The sequence below is a fragment of the Herbaspirillum sp. Her3 genome (assembly GCF_057961275.1).
Window position 1 is genome coordinate 5,049,981 of record NZ_CM176328.1, and the last position, 13,148, is coordinate 5,063,128.

The 13,148-nt window shown below is 59.7% G+C and carries 10 protein-coding genes, 1 tRNA gene and 1 pseudogene; 7 read left to right on the plus strand and 5 right to left on the minus strand.

Features of this window, described 5'->3' with window-relative positions; genetic code table 11:
- Positions 1–25: 25 nt before the first annotated feature.
- Together ACVC5H_RS22980 and ACVC5H_RS22985 are read right to left on the minus strand one after the other, a co-directional pair.
- Positions 26–1,120 (minus strand): FecCD family ABC transporter permease, encoded by a 1,095-nt coding sequence (locus tag ACVC5H_RS22980; protein WP_489620027.1) that lies wholly within the window; start codon positions 1,118–1,120, stop codon positions 26–28.
- A complete protein-coding gene (locus tag ACVC5H_RS22985; protein WP_489620028.1) occupies positions 1,117–2,196 on the minus strand; it encodes an ABC transporter substrate-binding protein in 1,080 nt (359 codons plus the stop codon). The genes ACVC5H_RS22980 and ACVC5H_RS22985 overlap by 4 nt, the downstream gene beginning before the upstream one ends.
- A 339-nt stretch (positions 2,197–2,535) precedes the next feature.
- On the opposite strand from ACVC5H_RS22985, the gene ACVC5H_RS22990 reads away from it, so the two are divergent.
- The 7 genes and pseudogenes from ACVC5H_RS22990 (at position 2,536) to trmB (ending at position 9,012) form a co-directional block, all read left to right on the plus strand.
- Entirely contained in the window at positions 2,536–3,306 is a 771-nt protein-coding gene (locus ACVC5H_RS22990; protein ID WP_489620029.1) for a molybdate ABC transporter substrate-binding protein, read from the plus strand.
- Between the two features lie 185 nt (positions 3,307–3,491).
- On the plus strand, positions 3,492–3,998 hold the full coding sequence (locus ACVC5H_RS22995; RefSeq protein ID WP_489620030.1) for a recombinase family protein: 507 nt from the start codon (positions 3,492–3,494) through the stop codon (positions 3,996–3,998).
- Positions 3,999–5,042: 1,044 nt separating this feature from the next.
- Positions 5,043–5,984 (plus strand): DUF932 domain-containing protein, encoded by a 942-nt coding sequence (locus ACVC5H_RS23000; RefSeq protein ID WP_489620031.1) that lies wholly within the window; start codon positions 5,043–5,045, stop codon positions 5,982–5,984.
- Positions 5,985–6,051: 67 nt separating this feature from the next.
- Positions 6,052–7,059: a YqaJ viral recombinase family nuclease gene (locus tag ACVC5H_RS23005; protein ID WP_489620032.1), complete on the plus strand. Its 1,008-nt coding sequence runs from the start codon at positions 6,052–6,054 to the stop codon at positions 7,057–7,059.
- Positions 7,060–7,106: 47 nt separating this feature from the next.
- Positions 7,107–7,676: pseudogene (locus ACVC5H_RS23010) on the plus strand (recombination directionality factor); the annotation flags it as partial.
- Between the two features lie 463 nt (positions 7,677–8,139).
- Positions 8,140–8,213: transfer RNA gene (locus tag ACVC5H_RS23015), tRNA-Gly, on the plus strand.
- 79 nt (positions 8,214–8,292) lie between these two features.
- The gene (gene trmB / locus ACVC5H_RS23020; protein ID WP_489620033.1) at positions 8,293–9,012 is read left to right on the plus strand and encodes a tRNA (guanosine(46)-N7)-methyltransferase TrmB; all 720 of its coding nucleotides are present in this window, start codon (positions 8,293–8,295) and stop codon (positions 9,010–9,012) included.
- Between the two features lie 136 nt (positions 9,013–9,148).
- Here trmB and recQ read toward each other — a convergent pair whose 3' ends face one another.
- The 3 genes from recQ to ACVC5H_RS23035 all read right to left on the minus strand — a co-directional run bounded on the left by recQ (position 9,149) and on the right by ACVC5H_RS23035 (position 12,915).
- The gene (gene recQ / locus ACVC5H_RS23025) at positions 9,149–10,996 is read right to left on the minus strand and encodes a DNA helicase RecQ (RefSeq protein ID WP_489620034.1); all 1,848 of its coding nucleotides are present in this window, start codon (positions 10,994–10,996) and stop codon (positions 9,149–9,151) included.
- A gap of 38 nt (positions 10,997–11,034) precedes the next feature.
- Positions 11,035–11,907 (minus strand): undecaprenyl-diphosphate phosphatase, encoded by an 873-nt coding sequence (locus ACVC5H_RS23030; RefSeq protein ID WP_489620035.1) that lies wholly within the window; start codon positions 11,905–11,907, stop codon positions 11,035–11,037.
- Between the two features lie 153 nt (positions 11,908–12,060).
- Positions 12,061–12,915, minus strand: a complete 855-nt coding sequence (locus ACVC5H_RS23035; protein WP_489620036.1) for an undecaprenyl-diphosphate phosphatase — start codon at positions 12,913–12,915, stop codon at positions 12,061–12,063.
- Positions 12,916–13,148 lie beyond the last annotated feature (233 nt).

Here is a 13,148-nt window from a genome sequence, read left to right on the forward strand (position 1 = left end):
TGAAGTAACCGTGAGGGTGGAGAAATCAGTCTTGCCGCAAGCGACGCACGACGATGGCCAGGAAGAGCGGGATACCGACCAGCGAGGTCACGATGCCCACCGGGATCAGCACGCCCGGCAGGATGGACTTGGAGGCCACCGAAGCCAGCGAGATGATCAGAGCCCCGGCCATGGCGCTGCCCGGCAGGTAATAGCGATGGTCCTCGCCCAGCAGCAAGCGCGCGATGTGCGGCGCCACCAGGCCGACGAATCCGATGGTCCCGACGAAGGAGACGGACAAGGCCGCCAGCACGCTGATGCGCAGCAGGCTGATGAGCCGCAACTGGCGCATGTCGATACCAAAACTCGCAGCACGGTCCTCACCGAGGCGCACGGCAGTGAGCCGCCATGCGTCACGCAGGGCGAAAGGCGCCACCAGCACGAAGGCCAGCGCAAGAATGGTGACGGTCGTCCAGTTCGCACGCGCCAGGCTGCCCATGGTCCAGAACACGATGCCTTGCAAGGCTTCTTCGCTGGCGACGAATTGCAGCAGCATGATCAGCGCCTGGAAGGCGTAGACCAGCGCGATGCCGAAGAGGATCACGCCCATGGTGGAACCTCCACGCCACTGTGCCACCCGTTCCAGCACCAGCACCGACAACAGTGCGCTCACGCAGGCACTGGCTGAAATGGTCATGCCCGGTGGCAGCAAGGGGAAATGCCAGTTGAAGGTGATGGCCAGTGCGGCACCAAACGCGGCAGCGGCCGAGATGCCCAGCGTATAGGGACTGGCCAGCGGATTGTCCAGCACCGTCTGCATCTCGCCGCCGCCCAGCCCCAGGCACATCCCGACCAGCAAGGCCATCAGCGCGGTGGGCAGACGGAACTGCCACACCACCACGCGCATGGCGGGCGGCACGGCATCAGCATGGAACAGGGTACGCAGCAGATCGTGCAGGGACAATCCGGCCGGACCGGTGGCAATATCCAGCAACAGCGACGCGGCGATGAGGGCCAGCAAGACCAGCGTGAACATCGTGCGGCGACGGATTGCACGGCGATAGGCGCGCACCGGATCGATCACGGCGGACGACCCGGAAGCCACCGCGCTCTCCAGGGGCAGGTGATGCGAGGAGGTCATTTGGCGGGCTGGGTCCAATAGGTGCCGGTGCCGTCCACCGTCAGGAAGCGGCGATACAACTCATCCTTGGAGGCATCCGGGTCGAGTGCGGCGGCGCGTTGCGGATAGAACCATTTGGTCAGCGCTTCGATGGCCAGGATGTTGTAGGGCGAATTGTAGAAGGCGTGCCAGATACCGAAGGCGTGATGCGATTTGACCGCCTGCAGATCGCGGATGCCATCACGCGCGAGCAGGACCGACAGGCTCGACGCCGAGAGTGTGGCCGCTGCGCCGGGCCCGATCAGCAAACCATCGCGGCCCGGTTCGGAACGGCTGCCGGTGGCGACGTAGACGTCCGGCTGATGCGACAGCAGATATTCCATGCTGACGTCACCCAGCGTTCCCGGCACCGTGGCCGCAGCGATATTGAGGCCGCCGGCGGCCTGCACCATATCGCCGAAACTGCCGTTGCCTGTGGTGTGGCAACAGGCGGGCCAGACGCCGGCCAGCATTTCCACGAAGACCTTGGGACGTTGCGCAGCGGGGACCGGATCGACGATCTGCTTCACCCGTGCCAGGTGCGACTGGTAGAAATCGATGTATTGCTGCGCTTCCTTCTGGCGGTCCAGTACCTGGCCCAGCAGCTGCATGCTGGGGATGGTGTGCAGCATGGGCTTGTCGCGGAAGTCGATGAAGATGACGGGGATGCCCGCGTCATGCAATGCCCGCAGCATGGGATTGGAGGGTGTGGGACCGTGACCGGTGAGCCCGAAGATGGCCAGATCCGGTTGCAGGGAGACGATCTTCTCGGGACTGACGCTGGCCTCGGACGTCTTGCCGATCAGCGGCACGCGCCCCGCTTGCGGGAAGCGCTGGAGCAGTTGCGACCAGGCATAAGGGTCCTGGGCCTTGAGTTCGCCCTGCCAGCCGACGATACGTTGGACCGGATTGTCCCGGTCCAGCAAGGCCATGGCGAAGACGAAGCGCCCCTCGCCCAGCAGCACGCGCTGCGGATGATCGGGGACTTCGACGTTGCGCCCGGCCAGATCGGTCACCATGCGCGCCGAGGCGTGAGCAGACAATACAAGGGCGGACACGATCGCCAGCCCGGAAAAAAGACACTTGAAATTCACGATGCTTCCTTGCAGAACCTGATGAGGGAAAGCCTGTAGCAACATGGGAATGATTCCCATTCTTAGCTTTGACTATATCCGGCTGTTGGCGCGGCAATATGTCGTCAACGGCGAGAAAAGTAATGAAACGTATTGGGTCGGCGATCTCAATACATTTCATTACATTCGGGGTGGGGCGTGGTCCTGTCGCCCCGGCTGCGCGGCGTCAACGCGGTACAACTACGCAACGTATAATCGGCGCGGCTGTCCTCCCCTTCTGCTTGCGCCTGTCTCATCGGCCGTCATCGATATCCTGGAGAAACCGTGCGTTCGTTCTGTGTCTCGTTTTTTGCTATCGCCTCCCTGTCCGTCTCGATCGCCTCGCCTGCGTCGGCGGAGGAGCTCAAGGTATTTGCTGCCGGGGCCATTGCGCCGGTCGTGCGGACCGTTGCTGCGGACTTTGAGCAGCGCAGCGGTATCCATGTGACGGTCGAAAATGCGACCGGCGGCGTGATGGATAAACGTGTACGTTCAGGAGCGGCCTTTGACGTGGCGGTGCTGCCGGATGGCGTGTTGAACGGGCTGGGCAAGGATGGTTATCTGAACCTCACCAGCAGCCGACCGATTGCGCGCGTGGGCATTTCGGTGGCGGTGAAGCAAGGTGCGCCGTTGCCCGCCATCGCTACCGTCGCGCAGTTCAAGAAGGCGTTGCTGGAGGCGCCCTCCGTTGCGCTGATTGATCCAAAGGCGGGGGGATCGAGTGGCATCTATCTGGAAAAATTGTTTGAGCAGTTGGGCATCGCTGCGCAGATGCATGCCAAGGAAGTGCTTGTGCCTGGGGGGCTGGTGGCGGAGAAGCTGGTGGATGGCAGCGCTGCGCTGGCCTTGCATCAGCAGAGTGAAATCCTGCTGGTCAAAGGGGCGCGTTTGGTGGGGCCGTTACCGGCTGCCATTCAAAGCTATACCGTGTATGCCGGGGCGGTTGGAGCGCGCTCGGGGTCTGCTGTGGCGGGGCGGGCTTTCTTGACGATGTTTGCGGGGCAAGAGGCGCGTAGGGGGATGGTGGAGCATGGGTTGTTGAATGAAGCCAATTGAGGACGAGCAACGCCAGATTATTCCAGTTGCGGAGTGAAACGAGGTCTTGTTTGAAATATGATTCTTAATCTATTGGGGAGTGCTCTGCAGACGGCTTACCCTAGCTGGCGAACTGCCGTGATCCAGACAAACCTGCTCACCTTGAAGATTTGGGGATCTCGAGTGCATCGACTGAGCGCCCAGGTTTGCTGCGATTACTCAAACGTCTACGTCCCGGTGACACGCTCGCCGTCTGGCGACTGGATTGTTTGGGACGTTCTCTTTCTCACCTCATTCGGATTCTCGATAGCCTGAACCGACGAGGTATTTCTTTTCACTCCATCACCGAACACATCGATACCAGCTCCTCGGGTGGACGTCTCGTTTTTCATATGATGGCCGCCCTGGCCGAGTTTGAAGGGGCGCTCATTAGTGAACGCACCCGTGCCGGCCTGGCTGCCGCAAAGGCCGAAGGAAAGAGAATTGGCAGGCGTCCTCGCCTCTCCGGACCGCAGATTACACAGGCACGTCGATTTGTTGATGTCCATAACTGGCGCCCCTCCGATGTCGCTGCACACCTCGGTGTGCACCCCATCACCTTGAAACGCCATCTTGCCGCGTCAATCAACTCACGCCCAGAAAAATGTCAGCCGAAGTCAGCGACGAACGATGAAAAGTCATTGTCCTCAACGGCCGTGTCCGACGCGCATTGACGCGATGTTTTCATCTATCGAACGACCTGCCCCCCACAACAATGCTTCACGCTTTCCCTGCCTTATGACTACTGATCAGCCGGCCTATTTACCACAAAATGCCTCCCTCTTACGGCTTATCCACGCCGACCAGCTCGATGTCGTTCGCAAATCGACGCTCAACTCCATTCCCGTCACCACCGTGTTAAGCATTCTCTGTGCACTGGTCGCGTCGTACGCAGGGCAGATCTCAGATGCGCTTCCTTGGCTGGGGGCATATACGGCGATTAATCTCATCCGCATAAATTGTGCAGGAGTTCATCGCCCACGCTGAACAGCATCCAGAAGCTGCCGCGCTTTCTGTTAGGGTGCTGCAGCAGCTCAAGTGCCCTTCTGCACAAGGCTATTATTTTTCGCATCCGATGACGGACAGGGACGCACTCACGTTCGTCGAAAAGCTCCCTTCCTGACATTCCACCAACACCATTGCTTACCGATACATCCTAGAATTCTTCAGATATATATTCCTTGTGTGAGACTGGAAAAGTAACTCTTCCAACTCCTCGTTTAACGCTCACCAAGGAATATTCATGTTGAATCTCCGTATTATCCTCATCCTCAGTATCGTGGGAAACGCCGTGCTGACCTTCCTATTCCTGACCGACAAAGGAACAGCATGAGTCTCGCCTGCCCTGCCTGCCACTCCTTGAATCTACGCTTTCAGCACCGCGGCAAATGGATCGGCGGCTTGTTCGGCGTCACAAGAGGTACTGCACCAAGCCGCTCTGCACCGCCAGTTACCAGAAAAATCGGAACTGGTCCCGGCGGCTCGCCCCCGCGGAGGTTCCCGTTGGTGATATTTGCGAAATCCTGCATCGATACATTGGTCGACAGTGCAAGTGGTTGCAAGACAAAATCAACAATAACCGACAACGTCGTTCCGAAGGTTCTACGCACATACCGCTGCGCCGACTGCAACTACACATTCTCCAGTTAATCCCCTTCATTGCCCTCTCAACAGCCCGTCTCACGACGGGCTTTTTTCATTCTAGAAAGGAAATCACCATGGCACACCTGATTGAAACAATGGCCTACGCCAACGCCACACCCTGGCACGGTCTCGGCAATCAGCTCTCAGCTAGATCCCCCATCTCCGTTTGGGCCAAGCAGGCCGGCATGGAATGGAATATCCAGGAGTCCCCTGTCTACTTCCAGCCTGGCGAAAACGCAGGCCACTGCGCATTCGACGATCAGAAAGTGCTCTATCGTTCTGACACCGGCGCCGCCCTCTCGGTGGTCTCGCAACGATTCCAGGTCGTACAGCCTCGCGATGTGCTGGAGTTCTATCGTGATCTGACCAAGGCACATGGTTTTACCTTGGAAACAGCGGGCGTTCTCAAAGGGGGCCGTAAGGTGTGGGCGCTTGCCAAGACCAACATGACCGCCAACATCAAGGGCAATGACACGATGAACGGCTATTTACTCCTGGCTACCGGATGCGATGGTACGTTGGCCACAACCGCCCAGTTCACCAGCATTCGGGTTGTCTGCAACAACACCTTAGCCATCGCACTCAAGGATGGAAGCGCCGCCGTCAAAGTACCTCATTCCACCACCTTCGATCCCAAGGCAGTCAAGAGACAGCTGGGATTGTCATCATCTTCGTGGGAAGACTTCGTCTACCAGATGAAGAAACTTTCGGAACGCAAACTGAAACACATTGAGGCCGATGCCTTCATTACTCAACTCTTTGCCAATCCCCAGGAGAAATTCACCAACGAACGCGCCATGAAGAAAGTACGGGAGCTGTATGCCGGCCATGGCCGGGGTGCGGAGCTGTCCTCCACCAAAAACACCGCATTCGGTCTGCTCAATGCGGTGACCGAATTTGTGGACCATGAACGCCGCGCAAGGAGCACGGACTACCGCCTGGACTCTGCTTGGTTCGGTACAGGCGCCAATCTGAAGAATGATGCCCTGGCTCAAGCCATCGCCCTGGTGAACTGAACCTTGATCTCAACAACATAAAGCCCGAGTCAAGCACCCGGGCTTTTTCTTTTCTGAAAGGAGTGCTATGCCTGTACCCAATGCTCAATCGACCAGGCGTCCCGGCCGTGCAGCCTTAAGACTGGTCAAAACCCGGGATCTATCTCGAGAAGAATGGCTATCAGTGCGGCGTCAGGGCATCGGAAGTTCGGATGCCGCTGCGGCGATCGGATTGAATCCCCACCAATCCATGCTGGAGCTATGGATGATCAAGACGGGCCGCGCCCACCTGTTGCCCCAATCCGACCCGGGAGACCGTACCAGTGCAACCTACTGGGGCAGTCTCCTGGAACCTATTGTGGCGACTCACTACACGCACGAAACTGGCAACAAGGTACGCAAGATCAACGCGGTCCTTCAGCATCCCGATCCTGACAAGGCCTGGATGCTCGCCAACATTGATCGCGAGATTCTGGGAGCGCCTGGTGTCCAGATCCTGGAGTGCAAGACCGCCGGCGAGTTTGGGGCCAGGATCTGGCGCGAAGGTGTACCTGAATACGTGCAATGTCAAGTCCAGCACCAGTTGGCGGTGACCGGTAAAGAAGCGGCCGATGTGTGCGTATTGATCTGCGGGCAAGAAATCCAGATTCACCGGATTGACCGTGATGACGAGCTGATCGAAGGATTGATCAAGCTCGAGCGAGAGTTCTGGCATTACGTCGAAAGGGACATCCAACCACCCGCCGACGGCTCGGAGTCGGCGGATCGTGCCTTGCGATCGTTGTATTCGCATGACTATGGCGATGTGGCCGATTTCCGGGACAACCGCGCCATGTCGGCTGTCTTTGCGGATCTGCAGGCCATCCGGGAAGAAATCGCCACCCGTGACAAGATCGAGCAGCAGCTGAAGCAAACCATCCAGCAGATGATGGGAAGCTCCAGTCGGGCGCTTTTCGAGACGGGATCCGTTTCCTGGAAGCGCAGCAAAGACAGTACTCAGCTCGATACCAGCCGACTGGAAGCCGACCACCCAACTCTGCTCAAAAGCTATCTCTCTCTCAAAGCCGGCAGCCGCCGGTTCCTTGTTTTCCCCTGATCGCCAGGCATCTTCGGATGCCTGGCTTTACTTTTTTGGAGCATCCCATGATCAAAGGTCTATGCATTACCCCGCCTGTTCTCGGGCGGATTTCAATTGGCAAAGTGGTGGAAAAGAACGGACGGAAGCTACCGGATAAGGATGATCAATTTACGATCACCAGCCAGATACAGCTGCACGACGGCTGGGCACCGCATCCGCTCGATGCCGTCTATCGAACAGCGTCCTCCGGCAATAAGCTGCGCGCCATTCCTGTCACGGTCATGTTCAGTCAGCCTGATCTGAATCTGCGCGCATCCTACTGCTTCTTTGACCGACATGCCGGCAGGCCACTGTGCAATGGTAACGGCGCCACATGCCGCCGTCTGACCCAGGATGGGATCGCCGATCTTCCCTGCCCGGGCCCCGACACCTGCGAATTCGCGCAAGGTCAGTGCAAGCCATACGGGCGCCTCAACGTGCAGATCGATCAGGCTGACGAACTGGGGACTTTTATCTTCCGGACTACTGGCTACAACAGTATCCGGACGCTGACGGCCAGATTGCACTACTACTCCGCCGTTTCTGGTGGATTGTTGGCCGCCCTTCCCCTGGAACTCAGGCTAAGAGGCAAAAGCAGAGCGTATGCACGATTCTTTATCAATCAATCCCGACGAGAAACTGTTCAAGATGGAGCCGTTCACGTATGACACCATTGAAACGTACTATCTTGATGTTAGGAGGCAGATAAGTCCTGCCAGAAATATACGAACCAAAATAGATCAATTCCTATGCGTAAGTCCAGATCATGTCCTAGGGTTCACTTGATTAGTGATACCCTGAATCAACACGTCTTACCATGTTTTAACCAATCCTGACGTCTGAAACGCAAACAATTTTTCCATCACCAGCCTGGCCTTCAATTTCAACTACTTAATTTCGCGCCTAGACTCTCTGCGTGGTTAAGCGCAGAGGTAGTTGAAGTGCGTCTAGCATGCTGGCTACATCACAGTAATCGAAGCTGCCATCTCAAAACTGCCTCTAGGTAAGAAGTCTTCAAATTGCCGACTTCGATGAATACCGCGTAAAATACGCGGTCTCGCGGGTGTAGCTCAATGGTAGAGCAGAAGCTTCCCAAGCTTAAGACGAGGGTTCGATCCCCTTCACCCGCTCCAGACCGCTTCCCAGCAGCCCTGCCCCCCGCCCCCGACCGGCGCGACCTCGCGGGCTGCCCTCAATTGCTTCGAGTCATCCATGTCTGAAAACAAATCCGGCAAGCCGCTGTTCTACGATCCCAGCGAACGCCGTATCCGTAGTTTCGTCACCCGCGCCGGACGCGTGTCGGTTGCGCAGGGACGCGCCCTGGAAGAACTGGGTCCGCGCTTCCTCGTCCCTTACGACAAGGCGCCGCTGGATCTGGCAGCGACCTTCGGACGCCAGGCGCCGACCATCCTCGAAATCGGCTTCGGCATGGGCGAAACCAGCGCCAAGATCTCGGCCCTGATGCCGGGGAAAAACTTCATCGGCGTCGAAGTCCATACGCCCGGCGTGGGCAGCTACCTCAAGCTGATCGGCGAAGACCAGCTCGACAACGTGCGCATCATCCAGCACGATGCCGTCGAAGTACTGACCAACATGATCGCGCCCGATACCCTGGCTGGCGTGCATGTGTTCTTCCCCGATCCCTGGCACAAGGCGCGCCACAACAAGCGCCGCCTGATCCAGTCGCCGCTGGTGCAACTGATCAGCTCGCGCCTGGCGCCCGGTGGCTACCTCCACTGCGCCACCGACTGGGAAGAATATGCCATCCAGATGCTGGAAGTGCTGTCGGCCGAGCCGACGCTGAAGAATACGGCCACCGATCCCTCCGGCTACGTGCCGCGTCCAGACTACCGCGATACCACCAAGTTCGAAAATCGTGGCCTGCGCCTGGGTCATGGGGTGTGGGATCTGGTGTTCGAAAAGCGCGCCTGATCGATTCGCCCCGCCAGGATTCAATGAAAACGGCATGTTCCTTCACAGGACATGCCGTTTTTTCTGAGGGCCACGGGGCAGCTGATGAAGAAAACTTCATATCACCCATTTTCCACCCTCTCCCCGCCTCTTCCCGCTATCCCGCCTGCATCTCGGCAATCAGCTCGATGATCTGCGCACCGTAGGTCTCCAGTTTCTTTTCGCCCACGCCGGTGACGTGGCGCAGGTCATCCAGCGATTGCGGCCGGGCCTTGGCGATTTCGCGCATTGTGGCATCGTGGAAGATGACGTAGGCCGGCACGTTGTGGGCGCGCGCGGTTTCCATGCGCCACCAGCGCAGTTTTTCGAAGAGCGCCTGTTCTTCGGTATTGAGATCGGTCTCGACGAAGCCGGAACGCTGCGAAGTCCGCTTGGCCTTCTCCGGCTTGCGGTAGCGGCGCAATTGCACCTGCTGTTCGCCGCGCAGCACCGGGCGCGCGGCTTCGGTGAGTTTCAGGGCGCTGTAGTTCTCGGCATCCACCGTCAGCAAACCCAGCGCAATCACCTGGCGCAGGATGGCGCGCCATTCGGCCTCGCCGCGATCACTGCCGACACCAAAGACGGAAAGCTGGTCATGCCGCCATTGCTTGACGCGTTCGCCATCGATGCCGCGCAATACCTCAATCACGTGGCCCGGCGCAAAACGCTGCTCGACGCGATAGACGGTGGAGAGCAGCTTCTGCACCTCGACCGTCGCATCAAAGGATTCCGGGGGCGTGAGGCAGGTATCGCAATTGCCGCAGGGGCTGGAGTGTTCGCCGAAGTAGTCGAGCAGGTGCACGCGCCGGCAATGCAAGGTCTCGCACAGCGACAGCATGGCGTCGAGCTTGGTGCCGAGCACGCGCTTGAAGGTTTCGTCGGCTTCGGATTCGTCGATCATGCGGCGCTGCTGCACCACGTCCTGCAGGCCATAGGCCATCCAGGCGTCGGCGGGCAGGCCGTCACGGCCGGCGCGGCCGGTTTCCTGGTAGTAGCCTTCCACGCTCTTGGGCAGGTCGAGGTGGCAGACGAAGCGCACGTCAGGCTTGTCGATGCCCATGCCGAAGGCGATGGTGGCGACCATCACGATCTTGTCTTCGCGCAGGAAGCGCGCCTGGTTCTTGGTGCGCAGCGCATAGTCCATGCCGGCGTGATAGGCCAGCGCGTTGAGGCCCTCACCGCGCAGAAACTCGGCGGTCTCCTCGACCTTCTTGCGCGAGAGGCAGTAGACGATGCCGGCATCTTCCGGATGTTCGCTCTTGATGAAGTCCAGCAACTGCTTGCGGCCGTTGGCCTTTTCCACGATCTGGTAGCGGATGTTGGGACGGTCGAAGGAGGAGACGAACTGGTGCGCATCTTCCAGTTGCAGGCGATGGATGATCTCTTCGCGGGTCTGCTGGTCGGCGGTGGCCGTCAGCGCGATACGCGGCACCTGCGGGAAGCGCTCGTGCAGGATGGAGAGCTTGATGTATTCCGGACGGAAATCATGGCCCCATTGCGAGACGCAGTGCGCTTCATCGATGGCGAAGAGTGCGATGCGGGCCGATTCGAGCAGCTCCAGGCAGCGCGGCGTCATCAGCCGTTCCGGCGCGACGTAGAGTACGTCCAGATCGCCCAGGCGCAGGCGCCGTTCGATCTGCAGGGCTTCGTCGAAACTCTGGGTGGAATTGAGGAAGGCCGCGCGCACGCCAACTTCGGCGAGCGCATCTACCTGATCCTGCATCAACGCAATCAGCGGCGAGACCACCACGCCGGTGCCCTCGCGCAATAGCGCCGGCACCTGGTAGCACAGCGACTTGCCGCCGCCGGTGGGCATGAGCACCAGGGCATCGCCGCCATTGGCGACGTGCTGGACGATCTCGCCCTGGTGACCGCGGAAGGACGAGTAGCCGAACACCGTTTCCAGCACGTGCAGTGCGCGTTCTTGCTGGTTGGCGCCGGGAGGCAAGGAATCGAGATCGACCATGGAAAAACCTGAAGCTGCTGCGTAGCAAAGGCGCTATTTTATTGCAGCCAGCCCCGCGACACCGCCAACAGCAGGAAAACGCCCAGCACAGCTCGATAGGCAATGAAGGGCCATGTCGAGAAACGCTCCAGGAATTTCATCAGGCCCCAGATGGCAGCAAAGGCCGACACGCTCGCCACGGCCAGGCCAAAGAGCAGCACGCCCCAGGCTTCCAGCGGGATATGCGCATGCAGCAGCACGGCCAGCTCCTTCAAGCCGGCCAGGGCGATGGCGGGCAAACCCAGCAGGAAGGAAAAGCGCGCCGCTTCCTCGCGGCGGAAGTTCAGGAACAGCGCCGCCGTGAGCGTGGAGCCGGAACGCGACACACCCGGGATCAGCGCACCGACCTGGGCCAGACCGACGATCAAGGCATCGCGCAGGCGCATCTGGTCAACGCTGCGGCGATGGCGGCAGACCATTTCAGAGATCGCCAGCAAGACCGCCATGACGATGCAGGACCAGCCGATCACGGTCAGACTGCGCAGCGGCGAGCCGCAGGCATTCAAGACGTGCGACAGCGCCAGCCCGGCAATGCCGATGGGAATGGTGGCCAGGATGATGGCCACGGCCAGCTTGAACATGGGATCGTTGAAATCGCGGCGGCGCCAGGCGGCCAGGCTGCCACCGGTGACCGCGCTCACGTCGCGCCGGAAGTAGCTGATGACGGCGGCCAGCGCGGCCAGCTGCATGGCTGCCGAAAAGGCCGAGCCCGGGTCATGCCAGCCCAGGAAGGCAGGCACGATGCGCATGTGGGCAGTCGAGGAAATGGGGAGCAGTTCGGTGATGCCCTGGACGATGCCGAGGAAACCGATCTGTGCGTAACTCAGTGAGGCAAAGCCGATATCAAGCCCGGCGCTGCAGACGTTGGCCATGGAATGTGCTCTGAAGGGAGTTGGCGAAAAGGATGTTGTTGACCGCTACCAGCATCGAGGCCGGCAGCGGGTACTGCAGTGTATCGTGCCGGCCCTGAGGCTGGCTGACAGTCGCCTGACGCACAGGCATCAGGCACGCGGCACGGCGGGGCTTCACTCCACCCACGCGACCACGCCGGTATAGGCGGTCACCAGCACGATGATGCCGAAGACGATGCGGTACCAGGCGAAGACGGTGAAATCGTGCGAGCTGATGTAGCGCAGCAGCCAGCGCACGCACAGGAAGGCCGAAACGAAAGCGGCCACGGTGCCCACGGTAAAGAGCGGCACGTCGGCGGCCGATAGCAGGGCGCGTTCCTTGTAGAGCGAGTAGATGGTGGCGGCAAAGAGCGTCGGGATGGCCAGGAAGAACGAGAATTCGGTGGCCGCCTTGCGCGACAGGCCGAACATCATGCCGCCGATGATGGTGGCGCCCGAGCGGCTGGTGCCGGGGATCAGGGCAAAGGCCTGGGCGATGCCGACCTTCAGGGCATCCAGCGGGGTCATGTCATCCACCGTTTCGACGCGGGCCGAGGCCATGTTCATGCGGTCCTTGTTGCGGCGCTCCACCCACAGGATGATGAGACCGCCGACGATGAAGGCAATGGCCACCGAGACCGGATTGAACAGCACTTCCTTGATGCGCCGGCTGAACAGGAAGCCCAGGATGGCCGCCGGCAGGAAGGCCACGATCAGGTTGATCACCAGGCGCTGGGCCTTGCGGTCGGTAAACATGCCGGTCAGGACCGTGGCGATGCGCACGCGGTATTCCCAGCACACCGCCAGGATGGCGCCGGCCTGGATGACGATCTCGAAGACGTCGGCCTTGTCCTTGGAGAACTCGGGACCGGTGAATTGCAGCAGGCTGTTGGCCAGGATCAGGTGGCCGGTGGAGGAAATGGGCAGGAATTCGGTCAGGCCTTCGACGATGCCCATGATGAGCGCCTTGAGCGCGAGGAGAGTATCCATACGGGTGCTGTGGGTGGCTTTTGATGAGGGGTTGAAGGGAAATGAAGGAAATTGCTCTTTTTACCGCTGGAAAGCCGGCTTATTCATCCATCCGACCGCAATAAGGTGGCCAACATGAAGCATTTGCCCGATTTTTGGCTCTCCGGCTGCCGCAATGGCGCGCAAGCTGTGCCGGAGGGGGCTGGCGTCACCCTAAAGCGGCCTTTCGACCACACCGTCATGCAAAAAGTGCA